Annotated in this window: 21 protein-coding genes; 12 read left to right on the top strand and 9 right to left on the bottom strand. The window is 63.2% G+C overall.

Translation table 11 applies throughout. From position 1 onward, the window contains the following. The first annotated feature begins 63 nt into the window (after positions 1–63). Positions 64–927, top strand: a complete 864-nt coding sequence (gene serB / locus B9A11_RS18065) for a phosphoserine phosphatase SerB (protein ID WP_058247773.1) — start codon at positions 64–66, stop codon at positions 925–927. 32 nt (positions 928–959) lie between these two features. On the opposite strand, the gene B9A11_RS18060 is transcribed toward serB, so the two are convergent. Then, positions 960–1,970, bottom strand: coding sequence for an asparaginase (locus tag B9A11_RS18060; protein ID WP_058247774.1), 1,011 nt, complete (start codon positions 1,968–1,970; stop codon positions 960–962). A 164-nt stretch (positions 1,971–2,134) separates the two neighbouring features. Here B9A11_RS18060 and B9A11_RS18055 point away from each other — a divergent pair, with 164 nt between their 5' ends. The 4 genes from B9A11_RS18055 to cueR all read left to right on the top strand — a co-directional run bounded on the left by B9A11_RS18055 (position 2,135) and on the right by cueR (position 6,940). After that, entirely contained in the window at positions 2,135–2,662 is a 528-nt protein-coding gene (locus B9A11_RS18055; RefSeq protein ID WP_058247775.1) for an invasion associated locus B family protein, read from the top strand. A gap of 149 nt (positions 2,663–2,811) precedes the next feature. Beyond that, positions 2,812–3,993, top strand: coding sequence for a dual-specificity RNA methyltransferase RlmN (rlmN, locus tag B9A11_RS18050; protein ID WP_058247776.1), 1,182 nt, complete (start codon positions 2,812–2,814; stop codon positions 3,991–3,993). Positions 3,994–4,127: 134 nt separating this feature from the next. Then, positions 4,128–6,557 (top strand): heavy metal translocating P-type ATPase, encoded by a 2,430-nt coding sequence (locus tag B9A11_RS18045; RefSeq protein WP_058247777.1) that lies wholly within the window; start codon positions 4,128–4,130, stop codon positions 6,555–6,557. Continuing rightward, positions 6,554–6,940, top strand: a complete 387-nt coding sequence (gene cueR / locus B9A11_RS18040; RefSeq protein WP_058247778.1) for a Cu(I)-responsive transcriptional regulator — start codon at positions 6,554–6,556, stop codon at positions 6,938–6,940. The genes B9A11_RS18045 and cueR overlap by 4 nt, the downstream gene beginning before the upstream one ends. Here the strand turns inward: cueR and B9A11_RS18035 are convergent. The 5 genes from B9A11_RS18035 to B9A11_RS18015 all read right to left on the bottom strand — a co-directional run bounded on the left by B9A11_RS18035 (position 6,937) and on the right by B9A11_RS18015 (position 11,969). Continuing rightward, the gene (locus B9A11_RS18035) at positions 6,937–7,605 is read right to left on the bottom strand and encodes a GntR family transcriptional regulator (RefSeq protein ID WP_058247779.1); all 669 of its coding nucleotides are present in this window, start codon (positions 7,603–7,605) and stop codon (positions 6,937–6,939) included. The two genes, cueR and B9A11_RS18035, sit on opposite strands and share 4 nt — an antisense overlap. Positions 7,606–7,650: 45 nt before the next feature. Then, a complete protein-coding gene (locus B9A11_RS18030) occupies positions 7,651–9,534 on the bottom strand; it encodes a bifunctional sugar phosphate isomerase/epimerase/4-hydroxyphenylpyruvate dioxygenase family protein (RefSeq protein WP_058247780.1) in 1,884 nt (627 codons plus the stop codon). Continuing rightward, positions 9,531–10,391 (bottom strand): shikimate dehydrogenase, encoded by an 861-nt coding sequence (locus B9A11_RS18025; RefSeq protein ID WP_058247781.1) that lies wholly within the window; start codon positions 10,389–10,391, stop codon positions 9,531–9,533. The genes B9A11_RS18030 and B9A11_RS18025 overlap by 4 nt, the downstream gene beginning before the upstream one ends. 79 nt (positions 10,392–10,470) lie before the next feature. Next, positions 10,471–11,073, bottom strand: a complete 603-nt coding sequence (locus tag B9A11_RS18020; RefSeq protein ID WP_058247782.1) for a 2-dehydro-3-deoxy-6-phosphogalactonate aldolase — start codon at positions 11,071–11,073, stop codon at positions 10,471–10,473. Beyond that, the gene (locus B9A11_RS18015; RefSeq protein ID WP_058247783.1) at positions 11,070–11,969 is read right to left on the bottom strand and encodes a 2-dehydro-3-deoxygalactonokinase; all 900 of its coding nucleotides are present in this window, start codon (positions 11,967–11,969) and stop codon (positions 11,070–11,072) included. Before B9A11_RS18015 ends, B9A11_RS18020 begins: the two co-directional genes overlap by 4 nt. A 289-nt stretch (positions 11,970–12,258) precedes the next feature. On the opposite strand from B9A11_RS18015, the gene B9A11_RS18010 reads away from it, so the two are divergent. Both B9A11_RS18010 and B9A11_RS18005 read left to right on the top strand, forming a co-directional pair. Then, complete coding sequence (locus B9A11_RS18010) at positions 12,259–13,635, top strand: polysaccharide biosynthesis/export family protein (RefSeq protein WP_234988894.1); 1,377 nt, start codon at positions 12,259–12,261, stop codon at positions 13,633–13,635. 92 nt (positions 13,636–13,727) lie between these two features. After that, positions 13,728–14,507 (top strand): metallophosphoesterase, encoded by a 780-nt coding sequence (locus tag B9A11_RS18005; protein ID WP_083499847.1) that lies wholly within the window; start codon positions 13,728–13,730, stop codon positions 14,505–14,507. 3 nt (positions 14,508–14,510) lie between these two features. Here the strand turns inward: B9A11_RS18005 and B9A11_RS18000 are convergent, their stop codons facing one another. The 3 genes from B9A11_RS18000 to B9A11_RS21930 all read right to left on the bottom strand — a co-directional run bounded on the left by B9A11_RS18000 (position 14,511) and on the right by B9A11_RS21930 (position 17,062). After that, on the bottom strand, positions 14,511–15,170 hold the full coding sequence (locus B9A11_RS18000; protein WP_083499848.1) for a sugar transferase: 660 nt from the start codon (positions 15,168–15,170) through the stop codon (positions 14,511–14,513). 164 nt (positions 15,171–15,334) lie between these two features. Continuing rightward, positions 15,335–16,840, bottom strand: coding sequence for a GMC family oxidoreductase (locus B9A11_RS17995; RefSeq protein ID WP_200807314.1), 1,506 nt, complete (start codon positions 16,838–16,840; stop codon positions 15,335–15,337). A 9-nt stretch (positions 16,841–16,849) separates the two neighbouring features. Continuing rightward, entirely contained in the window at positions 16,850–17,062 is a 213-nt protein-coding gene (locus B9A11_RS21930; RefSeq protein ID WP_200807313.1) for a hypothetical protein, read from the bottom strand. A 244-nt stretch (positions 17,063–17,306) separates the two neighbouring features. Between B9A11_RS21930 and modA the strand changes: the two genes are divergently transcribed. Genes modA through B9A11_RS17970 form a run of 5 tightly spaced genes read left to right on the top strand, consistent with a single transcriptional unit; the run spans position 17,307 to position 22,031 of the window. Next, positions 17,307–18,053: a molybdate ABC transporter substrate-binding protein gene (gene modA / locus B9A11_RS17990; RefSeq protein ID WP_058247784.1), complete on the top strand. Its 747-nt coding sequence runs from the start codon at positions 17,307–17,309 to the stop codon at positions 18,051–18,053. Beyond that, positions 18,050–18,739, top strand: coding sequence for a molybdate ABC transporter permease subunit (gene modB, locus B9A11_RS17985; protein ID WP_058247785.1), 690 nt, complete (start codon positions 18,050–18,052; stop codon positions 18,737–18,739). Before modA ends, modB begins: the two co-directional genes overlap by 4 nt. Continuing rightward, entirely contained in the window at positions 18,736–19,815 is a 1,080-nt protein-coding gene (modC, locus tag B9A11_RS17980) for a molybdenum ABC transporter ATP-binding protein (RefSeq protein ID WP_058247786.1), read from the top strand. The genes modB and modC overlap by 4 nt, the downstream gene beginning before the upstream one ends. Positions 19,816–19,845: 30 nt before the next feature. Beyond that, positions 19,846–20,511: an SDR family NAD(P)-dependent oxidoreductase gene (locus B9A11_RS17975; protein WP_058247787.1), complete on the top strand. Its 666-nt coding sequence runs from the start codon at positions 19,846–19,848 to the stop codon at positions 20,509–20,511. Beyond that, on the top strand, positions 20,508–22,031 hold the full coding sequence (locus B9A11_RS17970; RefSeq protein WP_186009199.1) for a cryptochrome/photolyase family protein: 1,524 nt from the start codon (positions 20,508–20,510) through the stop codon (positions 22,029–22,031). The genes B9A11_RS17975 and B9A11_RS17970 overlap by 4 nt, the downstream gene beginning before the upstream one ends. Positions 22,032–22,103: the final 72 nt, after the last annotated feature.

The raw sequence follows: 22,103 nt of genomic DNA, 5'->3' as shown, positions 1-22,103 counted from the left end.
ACTGGCCAAACCGGCGCGCCCATGGCACAAGCCGCGCAACCGCGCCAAAAGGGGACAGGACCCATGTTTATCGCCTCGCTCATTGCCAAACCCGGCCAGCTTGACCCGGCCTTGGTCGACAGCCTTCGCAACGCTTTTGGCGGGGGTGTCGCGACCTGGCTGTCCATGGACGAAGCGGCGGAATTCCCGCTCGAGGCGATCCCCGCGAACTTCGAAGAGGTGCGCGCCTCGATCGCGGCCCAAGCCGACCTGAACATCGTGCCCGCCGAGGGCCGCCGCAAAAAGATGCTGCTGGCCGATATGGACAGCACCATGATCCAGCAAGAGTGCATTGACGAGCTGGCCGAGGAGGCGGGCGTCGGCGCCCACGTCAAGGACATCACCGCGCGCGCCATGAACGGCGAGCTGGATTTCGACGGCGCCCTGACAGAGCGTGTCGCCCTGCTCAAAGGCTTGCCCGAAAGCGTCATCGACAAGGTTGTGGCCGAGCGCATCACCCTGATGCCCGGCGGCAAGACGCTGCTGGCGACGATGCACGCCCACGGCGGCTATTGCGCGCTGGTGTCGGGTGGGTTCACCGCCTTTACGCAGCGTGTCTCGGGCCTGCTAGGGTTCGACGTAAACCGCGCCAACACCTTGATAATCAAGGATGGGGAGCTGACCGGAGAGGTCGGTCGCCCGATCCTTGGCCGCGAAGCCAAGATCCAGGCGCTCAAGGAATTCTCGGCCCAGCAAGGGATCACCGAGGCCGACGTGCTGGCGGTGGGCGATGGCGCGAACGATCTGGGGATGCTGGGGCGCGCCGGAATGGGTGTTGCGCTGCACGCCAAGCCCAGCGTTCAGGCGCAGTGCGATCTGCGGGTGAACCACGGCGATCTGACCGCGCTTTTGTACCTGCAAGGCTACCCGCGCGCCGACCACGTCTGACGCGACAGGGTCGCTTTACGGCCGCTTTAGCTTTACGCAAGCGGCCCGGTCAGCCCGGCCACGGGGCGGATTTCGCCCGTCACCAGCCCGTCCCAATTGCGCACCGGCGGGTTCAGGAACTGCTGCACCACCGGGTTGGCCGCATCCAGCGCACCAATCCGCACCAAGAGCGCCGCCATGGCGCTATCGGCCGCGCGCAGCCCCCCGTCAGTGATCTTGAGCGCGATGCCAAAGCCGCGTTTCGGGAGAATCCCGACAAAGAACCCCTCGGCCCCCATCTTGACGGCAAACGGCTCTTTCGCGGCCTGCATCAGCAGCGTGCAGGACCGGCCGTCGCCCGCGACCAGATCGGGGTGCTTCATCATCGCCTGAACCAGCTCTGCCGCGCCCTTGGACACGGCGTCTTCGCGCCCATGGGCCGTGGCGAAAAAGGCCATCGCCCGCGCCATGCCGTGCATCGTCGTGGCAAAGTTCGGGGCCGAGCACCCGTCGATCCCAAAGCCGGGAGAGGTCTCATCGGTGACCGCTTCGAACAGCTCCTTGCAGGCGGTCTGCACGGGGTGGGACGGATCGACATAGTTCGCATCCGCGCCCAGATGCTTGTTCAACGTCAGAAAGCCGGTGTGCTTGCCGGAACAGTTGTTGTGCACGCGGCAGGGCGACTGGTCATGGCGAATCATGTCCAGTTTCAGCGCCTTATCGCGCGTGACCTGCGGGCCGCAGATCAGGTCGTCGTCGCCCAGGCCAAGATCCGCCAACCACGCGTTGACCGCCGCCACATGCAGCGGTGCGCCCTCGTGCGAGGCGCAGGACAGCGCCAGCCGCTCGGTGCTTAGGCCAAAGGCGCGCGCCGCACCGGACGCCACCAAGGGCAACGCCTGCAACATCTTGGACGAGCTGCGCGGCAAGACGACCGCCCTAGGGTCGCCCCAACTTTCGACGATCTGGCCGGTGCCATCGCAGATCACCGCGTGGCCTGTATGCAGGCTCTCAAGGATAGGGCCGCGGTGGATTTCGACCAAGGGAACGGGGGCTAGGGACATGCACATCTCTCCTCTGAGCGATATTCTGCCAACGGGGCTTTCACCATTCGGTTCTTTCAGGCTATTGTCCCGCCGTCGAGAGGAAAGTTCCCTCGCCGCGAGAACGGCCGAGACAGGCAAGGCGCGGGACAGGTATTGAGGCTAGGACAGCTGGAGGCTGCAGAATGATTTCAGGTCTTGGGCGGATGGTCGGCGCGGCCGCGCTTTTGCTGGGCGCGACCGCCGCAGGTGCACAACAGGAAAGCACGAACCGCGTGGACGCGATGACCGACTGGTCCGTCTTCGAGGAACAAAGCCCGCGTGAGTGCTGGGCTGTCAGCAAGTACAAGGAAAGCGTCAACACCAAGGATGGCCGCGTCGTCGCCGTGACCCGCGGCGAAATCCTGTTGATGGTGTTCTACCGCCCCGAAGCAGGGGTCAAAGGTCAGGTCGCCTTTACCGGCGGTTATCCCTTTGCGAACGGCTCCACCGTCAGCGTCAACATCTCGGGCAACGAGTTCGAGCTGTACACCGAAGGCGAATGGGCCTGGCCCGCGACCCCGCAGGATGACGCCAAGCTGGTCACCGCGATGAAGCGCGGCGCCGATGCGGTTCTGACGGCGGTTTCCTCGCGCGGCACCCGCACGCAGGACACCTTTTCCCTGCTCGGCTTTACCGCCGCAGTCGAAGACGCCGAAAAGCGCTGCTCGTAACGCCTGAACGGTCACGCTTTTGCGAGACCGCTTGGCAAAACGGCAAAATGACACGACTTTTATGCAAACGGGCCGGTTTTTACTGGCCCTTTGTGTTTTTTGACGAATCCTGTATATCGCGGGCTTCTTTTCATAGGACGCTGCCTTCCATGACTGCTGATGCACCGATCACCCAAGACGTCGTGACGATCCCTCGCAAGCTGCCCGAGGGGCCGGTGAACCTGATTGGCCTGACGCGGGAGCAATTGCGCGAGGCGCTGATCGCCGCCGGCACCAAGGAAAAGCAGGCCAAGATGCGGGTCAACCAGATCTGGCAGTGGCTGTACCACTGGGGCGTGCGCGACTTTGCGCAGATGACGAACCTCGCCAAGGACTACCGCGCGATGCTGGCGCAAAAGTTCGTGATCGAACTGCCCGAGATCGTATCGCGGCAGGTGTCCGAGGATGGCACGCGCAAGTACCTGGTCAAGATCGCAGGCGGCCATGAGGTCGAGACGGTGTACATCCCTGAAACCGATCGCGGCACGCTGTGCATTTCCTCGCAGGTGGGGTGCACTTTGACCTGTTCGTTCTGCCATACCGGCACGCAAAAGCTGGTGCGCAACCTGACCCCGGCCGAGATCATCGGGCAGGTGATGCTGGCGCGCGACGACTTGGGCGAATGGCCCGAGCCGGGTGTGGGTACGGGCGAAAGCGGCCCGCGTCTGCTGTCGAACATCGTGCTGATGGGCATGGGCGAGCCGCTGTACAACTTTGAAAACGTGCGTGACGCGATGAAGATCGCCATGGACGGCGAGGGCATCGCCTTGGGCCGTCGCCGGATCACGCTGTCGACCTCTGGTGTTGTGCCGGAAATCGCGCGGACGGCGCAGGAAATCGGCTGTTTGCTGGCGGTCAGCTTTCACGCCACCACGAACGAGACGCGCGATATCCTGGTGCCGATCAACAAACGTTGGAACATCGACACGCTGCTGGAGGCGCTGCGCGAATACCCCAAGGTCTCGAACTCCGAGCGGATCACCTTTGAATACGTGATGCTGGACGGGGTGAACGACACCGACGAGGACGCGCATCGCCTGGTCAAGCTGCTCGACGGCATCCCGGCCAAGGTCAACCTGATCCCCTTCAACGAATGGCCCGGCGCGCCGTACAAACGGTCTTCGAACAACCGGATTCGCGCTTTTGCGACGATCCTGATGCAAGCGGGCTATGCCTCGCCGATCCGCACCCCGCGTGGCGAAGACATCATGGCCGCCTGTGGGCAGCTGAAATCCGCGACGGAGCGCGCCCGCAAGTCGCGCAAGCAGATCGAAGCCGAAGCCGGTTTGTAAAATTGCCGATAATTTGACGGATCAAGCGGGCCTCTCGGGGTCCGCTTTTTCATTTTTGGCGGATTATTCTGGATGCGCCCTTGACCTTCCCGTGACTGGAAGCCCTATCTGAGGCGTCAAGGAAAGGATTCACCATGACTGCCTTGCGATTTGAAGTGACCAAACTGAACTGCGGCGGATGCGCCGGCCGGGCCGAGCGCGCGCTTGCCGGGGCCGAGGGCGTGAACACCGCCAGCGTCAACCTCGCGACCAAGATGGCGCAGGTCGAGGGCGGCACCACCGCCGCGCTGCGCGATGCCTTGCAAACGGCGGGCTATCCGGCGGCAGAAACCCGCGTCCGCCTCGCGATCCAGGGCATGAGCTGCGCGTCCTGCGCGGGCCGGGTCGAACGCGCCTTGGCCGCCGTGCCGGGGGTCGTGGACGCCCGCGTGAACCTCGCCGCCGAAGTGGCCGAAGCGCAGATCCTGAGCGGCTCGGTCGATCCGAAGGCGCTCGCCCGCGTGGTGACCGAAGCAGGCTATCCCGCCGAAGCGCTTAACGATGGCGAACAAGCCGACGCCGAAACCCGCCAAGCCGCCGAACAGACGCGCCTGCGCCGGGACTTGATCCTTGCCGCGGCGCTGACCTTGCCAGTGTTTCTGGGCGTCATGGGTGGGCACCTGATCCCCGCGCTGCACGGCTGGATCATGGACACGCTGGGCATGACGCTGTGGTGGACCATCCAGTTCGTCCTGACCACCGCCGTGTTGATCGGCCCGGGGCGCAGGTTCTACCAGATCGGCCTGCCGCTGCTGGCCAAGGGCGCGCCGGACATGAACTCGCTGGTAGCTTTGGGCACGCTGGCGGCGTGGGGCTATTCCACCGTCGCCTTGCTCGCGCCCGGGCTGCTGCCCGAAAGCGCGCGCGTCGTCTATTTCGAAGCGGCGGGCGTCATTGTGACGCTGATCCTGCTGGGCCGCTTCCTCGAATCCCGTGCCAAAGGGCGCACCGGCGCAGCCATCAAACGCCTTGTCGGCCTGCGCCCCAGCACCGCCCGCGTCGCGCGTGACGGCGAAATCACCGAAATCGACATCGCCGACGTGACCCCCGGCGACACAGTCCACGTCCGCCCCGGTGAGCGTTTGCCGGTGGACGGCACGGTCTTGACCGGGCGGTCCTATGTCGACGAAAGCATGATCAGCGGCGAACCCGTCCCGGTCGAGAAAACCGAAGGATCCCAAGTCATTGGCGGCACCGTCAACGGCGCGGGCGCGCTGTCTTTCCGGGCCGAGGCGGTGGGCGCCGACACCATGCTCGCGCGCATCATCGCCATGGTCGAACAGGCCCAAGGCGCAAAGCTGCCGATCCAGGCCTTGGCCGACAAGGTCGTGCGCTGGTTCGTGCCGGTGGTCATGGCCGTCGCCTTGGTGACCGTGCTGGCGTGGCTGGCCTTTGGGCCGGGCCTGACCTTTGCGCTGGTCGCGGGCGTGTCGGTGCTGATCATCGCCTGCCCCTGCGCCATGGGTCTCGCGACGCCGACCTCGATCATGGTCGGCACGGGCCGCGCCGCCGAATTGGGCGTTTTGTTCCGCAAAGGCGACGCGCTGCAACGGCTGGACGACGTGCGCGTTGTCGCCTTTGACAAGACCGGCACCCTGACCGAAGGCCGCCCCGAGCTGGTCCGCTCGGAGGGGTTCGGCATGTCCGCTGAAGAGGCGTTGCGCCTTGCGGCCAGCGCCGAAGCCGGGTCAGAGCACCCCATCGCCCGCGCGCTGGAACGCGCCGCCACCGGCACCACCGCACCCCAGGACGTTGAGGCGATCCCCGGCCACGGCCTTCGCGCCCGTGTTGAAGGCCGCGACGTGCTGGTCGGCAATGCGCGGCTGATGGCATGCGAAGGCATCGACGCGCCCACCTATGATGGCATCGAAACTCCCGTTTACGTTGTGGTGGACGGCGCTCTGGCCGGGCTGTTTGGCGTTGCCGACCGGATCAAGCCCGGCGCGCGGGTCGCCATCGACGCGCTGCACGCCCAAGGCCTCAAGGTCGCGATGATCACCGGCGACGCACAGCCCGTGGCCGACTCCGTGGCGCGTGACCTGGCCATCGACCACGTCCACGCCGAGACCCTGCCCGACGGAAAAACAAATGCTGTCAAAGACCTGCGCGCGCGCTACGGTGCGGTTGCGTTTGTCGGAGACGGCATCAACGACGCCCCTGCGCTGGCCGAAGCGGACGTGGGCCTTGCCATCGGCACCGGCACCGACGTGGCGATCGAGACTGGCGATGTGGTGCTGGTGTCGGGGGATGTGAACGGCGTTGTGACCGCCTCGGCGCTCAGCCGCGCGGTGATGCGCAACATCCGTCAGAACCTCTTCTGGGCGTTTGGCTACAACGTGGCGCTGATTCCCGTGGCTGCCGGGCTGCTGTACCCGATTGCCGGGCTGATGCTGTCGCCGATGCTGGCGGCGGGGGCGATGTCGCTGTCCTCGGTCTTTGTCCTGTCGAACGCGCTGCGGCTGCGACGGTTCGGCGAAACACCTGAAAAGGCCGGGAAAACCATGATGCAAGAGGCCCACGCATGAACATCGGAGAAGTCGCCAAACGCGCCGGTCTGCCCGCCAAGACCATCCGCTACTACGAGGACATCGGGCTGGTGACCCCGCCGCGTGACGCCAACGGTTACCGCCGCTTCCGCGAAAGCGAGGTGCACAAGCTGGCCTTTCTCGCGCGGGCGCGGGCCTTGGGCTTTTCGATCGAGGATTGCCGCGTGCTGGTTGCCCTATACGAGGATGACCACCGCGCCAGCGCCGATGTCAAACGCGTCGCCCAAGAGCATTTGCAACAGATCGACGACAAGATCGCCCAACTGCAAGGGATGCGCGCGACCTTGGCGGAGCTGGTCGATTGCTGCGCTGGGGATGACCGCCCCGATTGTCCGATTTTGCGCGATCTTGCAACGGGTTAGGCGACGTCAATCGGCACGGGGTTGGGCGAGAGGGACGCTGTGATGTGCTCGCGGGACAGCTCGCACAGGGATAGGATTTCGGCAACCGCATTGTCCGGTTCCTGCGCTGCCAAGGCCGCCAAGACCGCTTCTTTTTGGGTGATCATCCTTTTGACCTGCTTCTTTTCCTTCTTTGACGAAGGGGCGAAAAAGCCTTGGGTCAGTCGCGTGTGATCCATCACCAAACGGTTAAAACTGGGCATGAGATAGGCGTTGCCCGCCATCTCGCCCAACAGCCGGAAAAAGCGGTGCCCCGCCATGGTCGCCTCATGGTCGGCGGCCCCAGCCAGCGTATCCAGCGCCGCGCGCATCTCTGCCAGTTGATCGGGGCTGCGCGCCTCCGCCGCCAATCGCGCGGCAGTGGCCAAAATCAGCGGCGCCATTTGCAAGAAATCGTGCAGTTGCTCCACCCCCAAGGGCGCGACCCGCGCGCCGCGGTTGGGGTTGAGCACAACCAAGCCTTCGCCCGCAAGCGCTTGAAAGAGCTCGCGCATCGGCGTGCGTGACAACGCGTAATCGGCGGCCAATCGAGTTTCATCCAACTCGGCTCCCGGTGCCAGATCGTTGCATAAAATGCGCGCGGTCAGATCGGCGCGGGCGGCGGCTTTGCGGTCTTTGGTCAGCATCGGGGCTCCTTGTACACGCAGCGTATGCAAAGCGCCCCTTGGCCGTCAACCGGCGTCGCCCGGAACCCCCTTGGCGCGCATGAGCCGTTTCTGCGCAGCAATGCGGAAGGGCGCGTTCGGCCCGCCGTAGCCTTGGTAATCGCCCTCGCGCTGAAGGATCTCAAAGAACAGCCCACCGGCGAAGTCACGCGAATAGATCTGGTAGAAAGCACCCTGCGCATCCTCATCATATAGGATGTTTCGCCGCCGGAGCGCGTCGAGTTTTTCACTCGTCAGATCAAAGCGGCTGGCCAGATCGTCGTAGTAATTCGCGGGCATGTTCAGCGCCTCAAAGCCCCGCGCGGCCAGCTTGTCGGCCGTTTTGACGATGTCGTCGCAGGCCAGCGCCACATGCTGCAAGGGCGCACCAAAGGTATCGGACAACAGCCGCCCCGCCAAGGTTCGATGGCTGTCCGCGCCGTTCAGCGTGATGCGCAGATCGCCGCCGGGCGTGCTGAGCGCTTGGCTGCGGACCAACCCATCGGGGTCGATCACGTCCACCATCGGCGTCTTGGCCAGATCAAAAAGCGAGGTGTAGAACAGCGACCACGACAGCATGTCGTCATAGCTCATGGTCTGCGCGAGGTGGTCAACGCGGGTCAGGCCGGCATCCACATCTGGTGCGTCGAGCGGGGCAAATTCCACCTGCCAGACATCGGCCAGATCGTCATCCATCATATGCAGGACAGAGCCGGACAAGCCCCTGATTGCCGGAATATTCAGCTCGCCGGGGCCAAGCGGCTGCTCAAAGGGTTGCGCCCCCAGCGCCGTTGCCCGCGCAATCGCATCCCGCGCCGAAGCGGTTCGCAGGCCAATATCGCAGATCGTCGTGCCGCGCGCAGTCCAAGCGGTGGCGGCATAGCCCGTGGTTTCCTCGTTCAGGACGATGCGCACGTCGCCCTGTTGAAACAGCGTCAGCGCTTTGTTGCGATGTTTGGCGGCCTTACGAAACCCCAACGTTTGCAGTTGGTTAGACAATGTCTGCGCCTCTGCGCCGCGACTGGCGAACTCGATGAACGACACGCCTTTGGCCGCGACGCGCGCGGGCATCACCGGCAAATCCACGGCCACAGGCTCGGCCCGGCGCACGTCGTCCATCAAGGTTAACAAAGAACGATGCCCATCCCCCGCCAGCAGCTTGGTATCGCCGCCGCGGAACTGGTCGTTAAAAATCTCAAGGCTGATCGGCCCGGCATAGCCCGTCGCCATCACCGCGCGCATAAAGGCGGTCACGTCCAGATCGCCTTCGCCCGGCATGTTGCGGAAGTGACGCGACCAATACAGCAGGTCCATCTCGATTTGCGGCGCGTCGGCCAGTTGCACGAAAAAGATGCGGTCGGCGGGGATGGCGCGGATGCTTTCGGGCGACAGCTTGCGCCCCAGCGTGTGAAAACTGTCGAGGATCAGACCGACATTCGGGTGATCGGCGCGGCGCACGATTTCCCACGCGTCGCGGTGATCGTTGATGTGCCGCCCCCAGGCCAGCGCCTCGTACCCCACGCGCAGACCGCGCTTGGCGGCGCGTTCACCCAACTCGGCGAAATCATCAGCGCAGCGGTCGATACCCCCAAGGCTGGCAGGATGGCACGACGAGCAGATCAGCACCAGATCGGTGCCAAGCTCTTGCATCAAATCGAATTTTCGCTCGGCCCGGTCAAAGGCTTTGGCGCGCAGGGGCGCTGGCAGGCCTTCGAAATCGCGGAAGGGCTGGAACAGCGTGATGTCCAGACCGTGATCGCGGATCATGTTCCCCACATCGCGCGGCGCGCCATCATGGGCGATAAAATCGGCTTCGAAAATCTCGATCCCGTCAAAGCCTGCGTCGGCGATGGCACGCAGTTTCTCGGTCAAGGTGCCGGAAATCGAAACGGTGGCAATCGAGGTTTTCATGGCGCGATGCTTTCGAAAGTGGCGCGCATCCGCGCGGCGTCGGCGGGCTGGCCGGTGAACAGTTCAAAGGCGCGGACCGCCTGGAAAACGGCCATGCCCGCGCCGGACATGGTGCGGCAGCCCTTGGCGCGGGCGGCGGCGAGCAATGCGGTTTCCATGGGGAAATAGACGATGTCGCCGACCCAGTGGCGCGGGTCGATCAAGGCGGTGTCGATGGCGGTGCCGGGCAGTTTCGCCATGCCCATGGGGGTCGCGTTCACGATGCCTTGGGCCTGCGCGGCGGCTTGGGTCACGTCGCGGGCCACCTCTGCGCGACCGGGAGTAAACCTGTTGATGCTGTCCACCAGCGCCTGCGCCATGGCCGGATCGCGGTCCACAACCAACAGCCGCTGGACGCCCTGATCAACCAAGGCGTGCCCGACCGCGCCGCCCGCGCCACCCGCGCCTAGCAGCAAAACGCAGTCTTTTTCCGCATCCGGCAGGCGCTGGCGCAGCCCTTCGGCAAAGCCCCAAAAATCGGTGTTATGCCCGAAACGCTTGCCATCGCGGAAGACCACGGTGTTCGCAGCCCCCAGTTTCGTGACCGAGTCGGACAGCGTGTCGAGATGCGCAAGCACCTCTTTTTTATAGGGAAACGTGATGTTCAGCCCGGCAAAACCCGCGTCTTGAGCCCGATCCAGCAACTGTGCCAGCGGCGGAACCGGGTCCATCGTGCCGGTGTCGATCAGATCGTAGCAAAGGTCAAACCCCTGCGCTGCGCCTTCGGCCACGTGCATGGGCGGCGTGCGCGATTTCTGGATTCCATCGCCGATCAGGCCGACCTGAAACGTACGAGGCGAAGGGGATGGGGCGTTCATGACAGACTCCGTTTGACCCGCCAAAGATGGCGGATCGCACCGGGCACGTCAATCTTTTAACCGCAGCGTACAAAGATGGTTAGGTGAACGCCTCATCAAAGGCCGCAACCATCTCTGCGGCGCGGCTGGCCACCTCGGCGACAGAGCGTCCGGGCTTGAATAAGGCCGAGCCGATACCAAAGCCGGTGATACCAACCTCTTGCCATTGTTTGAAATTCTCGGGGCCCGCGCCACCGACCGCATAGGTTTTCACGTCGCCCGGCAGGACCGCCTTGATCGCCGCGATGCCGTCTGGACCCAGCTTGGACGCCGGAAAGAACTTGAGCCCATCGGCGCCGGATCGCAGCGCGAGGAAGGCTTCGGTCGGGGTAAATACGCCGGGATAGGACAGCATTCCCGCCTTTTTCGTCGCCACGATCACGCGCTGATTGGTGTCGGGCGAAACCACCAGATGCGCACCCATCTGCCCCAGCCGATGCACATCCGCAGGATCAAGCACCGTGCCCGCACCGATCAGCGCGCCCCTGCCCACGTCCAGCATCGCCCGGATGCTGTCGAAAGGCTGCGGCGAGTTCAGCGGAACCTCGATCTTGGTGATGCCCGCGTCGATGAGGGCTTCGGCCATGGGGGCGGCCTCGGGCGGGGTCAGCCCGCGCAGGATGGCAATCAGTTCACGGCTCATGTGTCAGCTTTCAGTTGGGCATAAGCGGCCTTGAGGCCATTCAGCACGGTGTCTTCGCCGCTGGCGGCACGGCACCAGACGGACTGTGTTTTCAAGGCGTTGAGGTAGATGTCGGACAGGCCATCGGCCCCAAGGACCACCACCTCTTGCCCCAGCCAATAGGGACGCGCGGCGGCCAGTTCGAGACCAATGAGCAGGCCGGACAGACGCGCGCGGGCCACGTCAGGGGACTGGTCATGCACCAGGCCAGCCGCGCGGATCGAGAACAGCTCTGCGCCGATCCCGGCGGGACGGGCCATGGCGTCATTCACCGCCGTCTCAAAGGCGTCAGCGTCCCAGCCATCGCTCACCGAATGGCGCAGGACTGACTGCGTGCCGAGCAGAGAAAACAGTTCTCCGGTCATGAATGTGCGGAAAGAGACAACCTCGCGCGCGCTGATATGCGCCCATTTACAATGGGTTCCGGGGAGGCACAGCACCCCGTCGAAATCCGGCTCTTGGGAGATGAACCCACCGATCTGCGTTTCCTCGCCGCGCATGACGTCCGCGGGCTGCGCCTGTGACAGCCCCGGCAGGATATACACGTCCAGCCGAGGATCAGCCGTCGTAACCCGGATCGCATCCCTCGCGCCCGGCGGCACACAGGGCACCGGCACGTAAGGCGCCTCTTGCCAACCTTGGCGGGCGCCTGCCATGCCGCAGACCACAACCGGCGTCACCCCGGACAGCCGATCGCCGATCAGCCCCGTTAAGACCTGCTCGAACTCGACGGGCGCAAGGGCGCCCATGCCTTGAGCATTGTCCAAGCGTTCCAGCACATCCCCCTGCGCGGACATAAGCCACAAACGCAGGTGGGTTGTCCCCCAATCCACAGCGACCCATTCGGGATTTGACATCGGCGTCCTCCTGCAAAACACCCGAGGTTGTAGGGGATCGAACGGCAGCCGCAAGCACTGGTAAGTCCGCACGCCAGCCGCGCAGCAAATCCCCCCGCGAAAATAGTTAAAAAAATGTTGCAGATTTGCCCCAAACAGCGCAACAGACGAAATGAGAGATAGTGACCGCCCGTCCAAATTGTTACGGTGCCGGAAACAACAAGAGCAGGGCTGGCCGGCGTGAATTTCGCACGGTCATGGCACCGAAGCCTCGCAAGAGGGCTAGGTGCGAGGAACAAGGGACTTTGGAATGAATTTTTCTTTTGTGACCGGCGCTGCGACTTTCAAACGTACCATGCTTGCCGGCCTTCTTTTCACGCTCGCCGGGTGCGGCGTCAGCTACTACAGCCCGTCGGTCAAGGAGACCTCCAATGGCGATCCGGTGACCGTCGTTGCGCTGACGGCGCAGACCGTTGCCGCGGCGAACAGCTCTGACTACACGCCGCGCCAGTTGCCGGCGGCGTTCTTCGCGGCGGCTGGCGCTGGCTCTGGCGCGATTGGGGCCGGGGCCATGCCGAGCGAGCCCTACCTGCCCTCTGAAACCCGCGAGCAGCTGGACTATCGCCCCCTGCCCGACATCACGCCCGCGCCCTACACCATCGGCATCGGCGACGTGCTGCTGCTGGCGACCCGCAGCGCCGGGACCACCGTCGAACAGCTTTCGGGCCTGCTGGCCGCGCAAAGCCGCCGTCAAGGCTATACCGTTCGTGACGACGGCTCGATTGCAATCCCCGAAGTCGGCACCGTTCAGTTGGCAGGTTTGACCATCCAACAGGCCGAGGACGCCCTGTTTCAGGTTTTGGTAAACAATCAAATTGACCCGTCCTTTAGCCTTGAGGTGGCCGATTTCAACTCCAAGCGTGTGGCCATCGGCGGTGCTGTGAACAACGCGACGTTGGTGCCGATCACGTTGCAAACCCTGACCCTGTCCGATGCGCTGACCGCGGCGGGCGGCTTGAACGTCAAGAACCGCGAGTTCGCCTCTATCCGGGTGTACCGTGACGGCACGCTCTACCAGATGCCGGTGTCGATGTACCTTGAACGCTCGGACCTTCAAAAGAAGGTGCTGCAAAACGGCGATGCGGTGTTTGTCGACACGACCTATGACCTCGACCGCGCGATCAGCTTTTACAAGACCAAGCTGGACGTGATCGCCCTGCGCAGCTCGGCCCGTGGCCAGTCGCTGCAAGCGCTGGATATCGAAGTGAACCTGCGCCGCTCTGCCCTGAACGAGCAGCGCTCGACCTTTGAGTTGCGCGAAAGCCTTGGCGCGCAGGAACGCGACTACGTTTACCTGACCGGCGAAGTGAACAAGCAAAGCCGGTTCGCGCTGCCCTATGGCCACCACGCGACGCTGGCGGACGTGCTGTTCGGCGAAGGCGGGTTCGACACCACCACCGGCAACCCTGCCGAGATCTACGTCCTGCGCAGCCAAAGCGCGTCGAGCGATGCGATCACGGCCTACCACCTGAACGCGACAAACGCCGCCGCGCTGGTGATGGCGACGCGTCTGGAAATGCGGCCGAACGACGTGATCTTTATCGAAGAGCAGCCGATCACCAAATGGAATCGCGCGCTGCAACAGTTGTTCCCGTCGCTGCTTCAGGCGGCACAAAACGCCATCTAAAGGAAAATCCGCTCTAAAAGGTTTGGCAAGTTTTCACCGTCTCGTTCGGGAAGGCTTGCCAAATCGCATTTCTGGGCACACATACCGCGATCATGAGCCTGTTCAGCAAACTCCTTGGAAAATCCAAACCGGCCCCTGCGGCGCCCACGTTCTCGGCCCCTATCGCGCCAGAGCAATCCTTTTTCGCCATCGGCGACATTCACGGATCGCTTGAACCGTTCCGCGCCACGCTGCGCGTGATCGAAACCATCGAAGAGCGCCCGACGGTGATCTGCGTTGGGGACTACGTTGACCGCGGGGAGGAATCCGCCGAGATCCTCAACCTTCTCAAGCGGTTAAATACCGAGTTTCCCGATCTCTTTTTGTGCCTCAAGGGCAACCACGAAGAGATGATGCTGAACTTTCTCGACGATCCGGGCAAACATGGGCGGCGCTGGCTGCGGCACGGTGGCTTGCAGACGGTTGCCAGCTTTGGCTTGGGCTATAACGCTGAGACAGCGCTAGAGACCCTGCGCGATCAACTGGCCGACGCCATGGGCCCGGACATGATCGACTGGATGCGCAATCTGCCCGACCGCTGGCAAAGCGGCAATGTCGCGGTGGTCCACGCCGGGGCGGACCCCAGCGTGCCGATAGATCTGCAAGCGCAGCGCACCTTGCTTTGGGGCCATCCGGAATTCGTAACCAAGCCGCGTTCGGATGAGACTTGGGTGCTGCATGGCCACACCATCGTCAAGACACCGCACGCCCGTGCAGGACGGATCGCCGTGGACACCGGAGCCTACGCAACGGGTGTTTTAACCACGGCCTATGTCTGCACCAATGGTGAGGTCGAGTTCTTTACCAACATGCTGGATGTCAGCGCGCTGTAGCGCTTAGGCTCCGCCGCGCCGCAACACCACCGACAGCGTCCGCCAGACAATCCAAAGCTCCAGCTTCAAGCTGGCGTGGGTGATATAGTACAGGTCGGCGCTGACCTTACGGCGGGTGGCTTCGACGCCTTCGATATAGCCCAGCTCGGTCTGTGCAAGGCCGCTGATGCCGGGGCGCACAGAGTGACGCTGGCGATACCCACGCACTTCGCGCAGGAAATGCACCGCGTGATCGTAATAATCGGGGCGCGGGCCGATCAGGCTCATATCGCCGCGCAGCACATTCAGGATCTGCGGCAGCTCATCGATTCGGCTCTTACGCAGAAAGCCCCCCAAAGGCGTGATCCGGTCCACCTCAAGCGGATCGTCCGCAGAGCGCGCAACGGTAGCGGCCCGCATAGAGCGGAACTTGATCGCCGGAAAGGCTTTGCAGTCGCGGCCCATGCGGCGCTGCACGTAAAAGAGATTTCCCTTGTTGTAAAAGGGGTTGAGCACCAGCAGCGTCAACATAAAGACCATCAAGAGCGGCAAAAGCGCCAAGCTCATCAGGATGTCGAACACGCGTTTTCCAGCGAGAAAAAGACTGCTTTTGATGCGGTAGCGTCCGTAGGACAAAGACGCATTTTCGTAATCAATCGCTTGCGCGGCACCAAAGTCAAACACTGCACACTCCCGAAACTTGGGTCTAGGTTAAAAAAATGATAGCGTTCGCGCCGTCTTATACACATTATTAACCAAAGTGCGCGAAGTTTATGCCGCATATGGCAAAAAATACGGGCATCCGCAGAAACCTGCCGATGCCCGCGTTTTAGCTTTGTTGATCCGGTTTATGCGGTGAGAATATCACCCGCACGTTCGCCGATGATGACCGTCGGCGCCATGGTGTTACCGGTGGACACGCGCGGCATGATCGACGCGTCCGCAATGGTCAGCCCTTCGACACCATAAACCTTGAGGTTGCCGTCCACGACCGACATCTCGTCGGTGCCCATCTTGCAGGTGCAGCTTTCGTGGAAATAGGTCCCCGCCGCGTTGCGCGCAAAGTTCTGCATCGCCTCAGGCGACAACGCGCCGGGCATGACTTCGCGTTTGACAAAGTCCTTCATCGCGTCCGAATTGCCGATCTCGCGGCACAGCTCGATGGACCGCACCACCGCCGTCGGATCGTCCGGGTGCGACAGGAACTGCGCATCAACCTTGGCCTGCGCCATGGGGTCACTGCTTTCAAGGTAAACGCGCCCCCGACTTTTCGGCCGGACAAGCCCCGGCGAAATGGTCCAGGCACCGGCGGGCGGGCCATATTCCGGGCCGGTGACCTCGGTCGCATAGGGCACTTCGATCTGAAAGGGCTGCATGTCCGGGCCATCAAGGCTGGAATCGCTCTTCCAAAAAAACGTCGCCTCGGCGAGGCTGTTTTTCGGCGCGAGCGGTTCCTTGTATTCCCAGATGCAGCCCGCAACCAGCACGTGATCCTGAAAGTTCTGCCCCACGCCGGGCAGGTCGACAACGGTCTCGACGCCAATGCGATCCAGTTCGGCCTTGGGGCCAATCCCAGACAGCATCAGGATTTTCGGCGTGTTGATCGCGCCCGCAGCCAGCACCACCTGCGAGGACGCCGACACCGATTGCATCTGCCCATCCTTGACGAAGGTCACGCCGGTCACGCGGGTGCCCTCCATGATCAGCTTGGTGGTCTCGGCCCCGGTCAGCAGGGTCACGTTGCCCTTTTTCAAAGCCGGGTACAGATAGGTCATCGGCAGGTTCAAACGGCGACCGTCCTTGATGCGCACGTTGGCCAGCGCCGCGCCGCCTTCACCTTCCATCATGACGCCGTTCATGTCGTCATAGGCCGGAATTCCAACGCTTTCACAAGCGCTTAGCATCGCGGGGGCAATGGGGTTGGGGTCCTGGACCTGCTCGACATACAGCTTGCCGCCGGTGCCCCGACGGTCGGCGTCGGGCGCGCCCTGCCAGTCTTCGATGCGCTTGTAGATTTCCAGCACGTTGTCGTAATTCCACGCGTCATCGCCCGCCTCGACGGCCCACATGTCAAAGTCGTTCTTGTGCCCGCGCGCCCAGATCTGAACGTTGATCGAAGAGCCGCCGCCCACAACTTTGCCCATCGGCAGGATCAGCTGCCGCCCGTTCACGCCGTCGGACGGGTCCGAGGTGTGGCCCCAGTCGCGCTCGGACCGCAGGTTGGTCGGCCACATGGCGGGGTTCAGAACCGCCTTGATCTGGTCGGTCTCACCCGCTTCGAGCACTAGAACCGACGCGCCGGTATCAGCCAGACGCCCTGCCACGGTCGCCCCGCCCGATCCAGAGCCGACCACGATATAGTCTTATGACTGTTGCAGATTTTGCGCGTTGTAGAGCTGCGTGATGGCCGCGTCGCCGCCCTCTTGCGCCATGGCTTGGACCGCGCTCAGCGATGCGCCTACGGCCAGGGCCAGCTGGAAAAAGCGCCGACGCCCGATCTTGCCTCGGTACAGCGCCGCCTCTAACGCGTTAACGATATCGCCCGCCGCCAGCGGGTTTTGGTTCGTGGTGAACATGGTTTCCTCCCATTTCGTCCCGTCCCGGATGGGCGCCCTCCCGCGCCGTATCCCGGATATCTATGTGCAGTATTTTGCGCATATCGGGCAGCGCCGGGGGATTCCTCCGTTCACTCAATGAATTTTTGTGCACATTGCGACTAAGGTCGCATAAACTAAGATCCCCAATCGCGCCGCGCGCTAGGGGCTGTCGCCTGTTGGTTTTTCGGGTAGTCTGCCCAGTGGTTAACATCGGGACGCTTGGATGACTTTCGCAAAACCCTTGGCCTTGCTCGTGGCTCTGCTGGTGCCGGTTGCGTCCTCGGCAGCGGAGCTGACGATCTTTGCCGCCGCCAGTCTCAAGACCGCGTTGGATGAGGCGGCAGAGGTTTACCAAACTGAAACTGCCGTTAATCTACGCCTGTCATACGCTGGATCGTCCGCTTTGGCGCGGCAGATTTCCTTTGGTGCGCCGACGGATATCTTTATCTCTGCCAATATCGGATGGATGGATCACCTCGAGGCCGAAGGGCTCCTGGTCCCGGACACGCGCACCGATTTGCTGGGCAATTCACTGGTTCTGATCGCGCCCAAGGGGCAAACCGCAGGCGACATCCCCACGCTGGTTCAAAACGCCGAAAGGATCGCCATGGCTCTGGTCGACGCGGTCCCGGCGGGCATCTACGGCAAAACCGCCTTAACCGACCTTAATTTATGGGAAACCGCCGCGCCCAAGGTTGTCCAAGCCGATAACGTGCGCGCCGCGCTGGCCCTCGTGGCGTTGGGAGAGGCGCCCTTGGGCGTGGTTTATGGCACCGACGCGCTGGCCGAGCCCAAGGTGACCATCGTGGCGCAATTCCCGCCGCACAGCCACACCGCCATCCGCTATCCGGCCGCGCTGATCGACGGGCGCGACACCCAAGAAGGGCGCGCCTTTCTAACGTGGCTGGGGCAAGACGCGGCAAAGGACATCTTTTCAAAACATGGGTTTACCCCGTTGAGGGACGAATGACAGACTGGCTGACGCCGCAAGAATGGCAGGCTGTTGCGCTGTCCCTGCGGGTCGCAGTGTGGGCGACCCTTGCGGCCTTGCCCTTGGGGCTGTTGACCGCCTTTGCCTTGGCCCGATGGCAGTTTCCCGGCAAGCAGATCGTTAACGGCCTCGTGCATTTGCCGCTGATCCTGCCGCCGGTGGTTACCGGCTATCTGTTGCTGTTAACATTTGGCACGCGGGCGCCTTTGGGCAGTTTTCTCGCCGAACTTGGGATCGTGTTCGCCTTTCGCTGGACGGGCGCGGCGCTTGCGGCGGGGATCATGGCGTTCCCCTTGATGGTGCGCGCCATGCGCCTGTCGATCGAGGCGGTGGACCCCAAGCTGGAACAAGCCGCCGCAACGCTAGGTGCCTCGCGCACTTGGGTTTTTGCCACCGTGACCTTGCCGCTGATCTTGCCGGGAATCCTCGCAGGCAGCGTGCTGGCCTTTGCCAAGGCGATGGGGGAATTCGGCGCGACGATCACCTTTGTGTCCAACATTCCGGGGCAAACGCAAACGCTGCCATCGGCAATCTACGCGTTCTTGCAGGTGCCCGGCGGCGAAGGCTCGGCCCTGCGGTTGGTACTGGTGTCGGTCGGCGTCGCCATGGGCGCACTTCTGCTGTCGGAATGGCTGGCACGCCGTGTCGCGAGGCGAGTCTCATGACGCTGCAAGTCAGGCTGAAACACCAGTTGCGTGGCTTTGCTTTGGACGTAGATTTCGAAGCGCCTCAAGGGCTTACGGTGCTGTTCGGGCGATCCGGTTCGGGCAAGACAACGATCATCAACGCGGTCGCAGGGCTCATGCAGCCCGACGCCGGGCGGATCTCTGTCGACGGGCGGGTCTTGTGTGATAGCACGCAGGGGGTGCGCCTGCCCCCGCATCGCCGCCGCTTGGGCTATATCTTTCAAGAGGCGCGTCTTTTCCCGCATTTGACCGTGGGGCAGAACCTGTTGTACGGGCAATTTTTCGCCCTGAAAAAGCGCACGCGCCTGCCCGATGTGGTCGACATGCTGGGGATCGGCGCGTTGCTGGATCGACGCCCCGGTGCCCTGTCAGGGGGCGAAAAGCAGCGGGTCGCCATCGGGCGGGCGCTGCTGGCGGAGCCGGAAATGCTGCTGGCGGATGAACCTCTGGCCGCACTGGACGAGGCACGAAAGACCGAAATTCTGCCTTACTTTGAGCGCCTTAGGGACGAGGCCAAGCTGCCGATCCTGTACGTCACCCACGCCCCCGCCGAGGTCGCGCGGCTGGCAACCACCGTCGTTGTCCTGCAAAATGGGCGGGTTGTGCGCCAAGGGTCCGCCGCCGATGTGCTCAGCGATCCGTCGGTGACGCCCGCTGGCGTGCGCGGCGCGGGCGCGATGCTGGAGGCCGTGGTCAAGGCGCATCACGAGGACGGGTTAACCGAACTGAATGCGGCGGGCATCGCCCTGTTCCTGCCGCGCGTCCCGCAAGGCATCGGCGACACGATCCGGGTGCGCATCGCCGCCTCTGAGGTGATCCTGTCCCGAGACCGGCCCGAAGGCCTTTCGGCGCTGAACATCCTGCCCGGCACGGTCGAGGCCATCCGCGCGGGCGGCGGCCCCGGCGCCATCGTCTCGCTGCGCACGCCTGCGGGGCGCATCCTTGCACGGGTCACTCGGCGCTCGGCGCAGCGATTGGGCCTGACCCAAGGCATCAGCTGCCACGCGGTGGTGAAAACCGTGTCCATTGCCCCACAAGACGTGGGCCGCGCTTGAACCGGTGCCGCGCGCCGCTACTTCCGCCTCATGGAACGTGGATTGATCATCGGCAGCAGCGGGGGCATCGGATCGGCCCTGTACACCCACCTATCGGCCCAAGGCATTGATGTGGTTGGCCTCTCTCGGTACAGCGATGGGTTAGACGTCACCGATGAGAACTCGATCAAACGGTCCTTAGAGGCGCTCACGGGTTCCTTTGATCTGATTTTTGTGGCCACCGGCGCGCTCGAAATCGACGGCGCGGAGCCGGAAAAATCGCTCTCGGCGCTGTCGGCAAAGGCGCTGGCCGATCAATATGCTGTCAACGCCATCGGCCCAGCCTTGGTTCTGAAACATGCGGTCAGGCTGCTGCCAAAGGACCGGCGCGCGGTCTTTGCGGCCTTGTCCGCGCGGGTCGGGTCCATCGGCGACAACCGATTGGGCGGTTGGTACAGCTACCGCGCCGCGAAAACCGGCCTGAACCAGTTGATCCACGGCGCGTCCATTGAACTGGCGCGAACACACAAGATGTTGTGCTGCGCCTGCCTGCACCCCGGCACGGTCGAGACCGCGTTCACCCGCAAGTACGCAGGCCGCCATCCCACGGTGCCTGCGGGTACAGCCGCTGCGCGTTTGGTGAACGTTATCAACAGCCTGACGCCTGAACAAACCGGCGGGTTCTACGACTACGCAGGTAAGGAGATCGTCTGGTGAGTAAACTGATCCTGATCCTTGGCGACCAGCTGACCGAAGATGTCTCGGCACTGGCGTCTGCCGATAAGGCCCAAGATGTTGTGGTCATGGCCGAGGTCGCGGACGAAGCCTCTTACGTGCAACACCATCCCAAAAAGATCGCGCTGATCTTTGCTGCCATGCGTAAATTCGCCCAGCGCCTGCGCGATGACGGCTGGGATGTGCGCTATACGCAGCTGGACGATACCGAGAATTCCGGCTCGATCTGTGGCGAGCTGCTGCGCCGCGCCGAAGAGGTGGGCACCACGGACGTGATCGCCACCGAACCCGGCGAATGGCGCCTGATCGAGGCGTTGAACGACTGCCCGCTGAGCGTGACACAGCTGGAAGACACCCGGTTTATCGCCACTCACAAGGAGTTTCAGGACTGGGCCAACGGCCGCAAGGCGCTGCGGATGGAGTATTTTTACCGCGATATGCGGCGTAAAACCGGGCTGCTGATGGATGGCGACAAACCCGAAGGCGGCGAGTGGAACTATGACGCCGAAAACCGCAAAGCGCCGCCCAAGGACGTGACGACCTCGCCCATGAGCTTTACGCCCGACGACACCACGCAAGAGGTTCTGGACCTTGTCGAAGCGCGGTTTTCCAACAGTTTCGGCAGGTTACGCCCGTTCCACTACGCCACAGACCAGACGCAGGCGCGGCGCGCGTTGACGCATTTCATAACCCATGCGCTGCCCTGTTTCGGCGACTATCAGGATGCGATGTTGGAGGGCGAGCCCTTTCTTTACCACGCCTTGCTGTCCGCCTACATGAACATCGGGCTGCTGGACCCGCTAGAGGTCTGCGAAGCCGCCGAGGACGCCTATCGCGAGGGGCACGCGCCGCTGAACGCGGTCGAAGGCTTTATCCGCCAGATCATTGGCTGGCGGGAGTACATCCGCGGCATTTACTATCTTGAGGGGCCCGACTACCCCCGCCGCAACGCGTTGAACCACCAGCGCGGTCTGCCCGATCTGTTCTGGGGCGCGCCTACGGATATGGCCTGCCTGGGCGCGGCGGTGGCGCAGACGCGCGACGAGGCCTATGCCCACCACATCCAGCGACTGATGGTGACGGGAAACTTTGCGCTGCTGGCGGGGATAAATCCGACGGAGGTGCACGATTGGTATCTGCGGGTCTATATCGACGCCTTCGAATGGGTCGAAAGCCCCAATACGGTGGGGATGAGCCAATTCGCCGACGGGGGGATTATCGCCTCAAAGCCTTATATTTCCTCGGGAAATTACATCAACAAGATGTCAAATTACTGCAAGGGGTGCGCCTATTCGGTCAAGGCCAAGACCGGCGAGGACGCCTGCCCCTTCAACTTGCTGTATTGGCACTTTCTGGACCGCCACCGCGACAGGTTCGAGGGCAATCACAGGATGGGGAATATGTACCGGACGTGGGACCGGATGGATCAAGACCGCCGAGAGACGATCCTGACCGAGGCCGAGGCCTTCTTGGACCGGATGAGTAACGGAACCCGCGTCTGATCGCAGCGACCGCACCCGGCGCCCGCGACGGTGACCAAAATTTTTACTTAAAAATTTTCCACCGCGGGCCGC

Source organism: Tropicibacter naphthalenivorans, from assembly GCF_900176475.1.
Classification (GTDB): Bacteria; Pseudomonadota; Alphaproteobacteria; order Rhodobacterales; family Rhodobacteraceae; genus Tropicibacter; species Tropicibacter naphthalenivorans.
This window is presented reverse-complemented; position numbering and strand designations above follow the sequence as displayed.

Bases quoted from the DNA above. Each gene is read 5' to 3' on its own strand.
- serB (WP_058247773.1), top strand. From the start codon at position 64: ATGTTTATCGCCTCGCTCATTGCCAAACCCGGCCAGCTTGACCCGGCC.
- B9A11_RS18060 (WP_058247774.1), bottom strand. From the start codon at position 1,970: ATGTCCCTAGCCCCCGTTCCCTTGGTCGAAATCCACCGCGGCCCTATC.
- B9A11_RS18055 (WP_058247775.1), top strand. From the start codon at position 2,135: ATGATTTCAGGTCTTGGGCGGATGGTCGGCGCGGCCGCGCTTTTGCTG.
- rlmN (WP_058247776.1), top strand. From the start codon at position 2,812: ATGACTGCTGATGCACCGATCACCCAAGACGTCGTGACGATCCCTCGC.
- B9A11_RS18045 (WP_058247777.1), top strand. From the start codon at position 4,128: ATGACTGCCTTGCGATTTGAAGTGACCAAACTGAACTGCGGCGGATGC.
- cueR (WP_058247778.1), top strand. From the start codon at position 6,554: ATGAACATCGGAGAAGTCGCCAAACGCGCCGGTCTGCCCGCCAAGACC.
- B9A11_RS18035 (WP_058247779.1), bottom strand. From the start codon at position 7,605: ATGCTGACCAAAGACCGCAAAGCCGCCGCCCGCGCCGATCTGACCGCG.
- B9A11_RS18030 (WP_058247780.1), bottom strand. From the start codon at position 9,534: ATGAAAACCTCGATTGCCACCGTTTCGATTTCCGGCACCTTGACCGAG.
- B9A11_RS18025 (WP_058247781.1), bottom strand. From the start codon at position 10,391: ATGAACGCCCCATCCCCTTCGCCTCGTACGTTTCAGGTCGGCCTGATC.
- B9A11_RS18020 (WP_058247782.1), bottom strand. From the start codon at position 11,073: ATGAGCCGTGAACTGATTGCCATCCTGCGCGGGCTGACCCCGCCCGAG.
- B9A11_RS18015 (WP_058247783.1), bottom strand. From the start codon at position 11,969: ATGTCAAATCCCGAATGGGTCGCTGTGGATTGGGGGACAACCCACCTG.
- B9A11_RS18010 (WP_234988894.1), top strand. From the start codon at position 12,259: ATGAATTTTTCTTTTGTGACCGGCGCTGCGACTTTCAAACGTACCATG.
- B9A11_RS18005 (WP_083499847.1), top strand. From the start codon at position 13,728: ATGAGCCTGTTCAGCAAACTCCTTGGAAAATCCAAACCGGCCCCTGCG.
- B9A11_RS21930 (WP_200807313.1), bottom strand. From the start codon at position 17,062: ATGTTCACCACGAACCAAAACCCGCTGGCGGCGGGCGATATCGTTAAC.
- modA (WP_058247784.1), top strand. From the start codon at position 17,307: ATGACTTTCGCAAAACCCTTGGCCTTGCTCGTGGCTCTGCTGGTGCCG.
- modB (WP_058247785.1), top strand. From the start codon at position 18,050: ATGACAGACTGGCTGACGCCGCAAGAATGGCAGGCTGTTGCGCTGTCC.
- modC (WP_058247786.1), top strand. From the start codon at position 18,736: ATGACGCTGCAAGTCAGGCTGAAACACCAGTTGCGTGGCTTTGCTTTG.
- B9A11_RS17975 (WP_058247787.1), top strand. From the start codon at position 19,846: ATGGAACGTGGATTGATCATCGGCAGCAGCGGGGGCATCGGATCGGCC.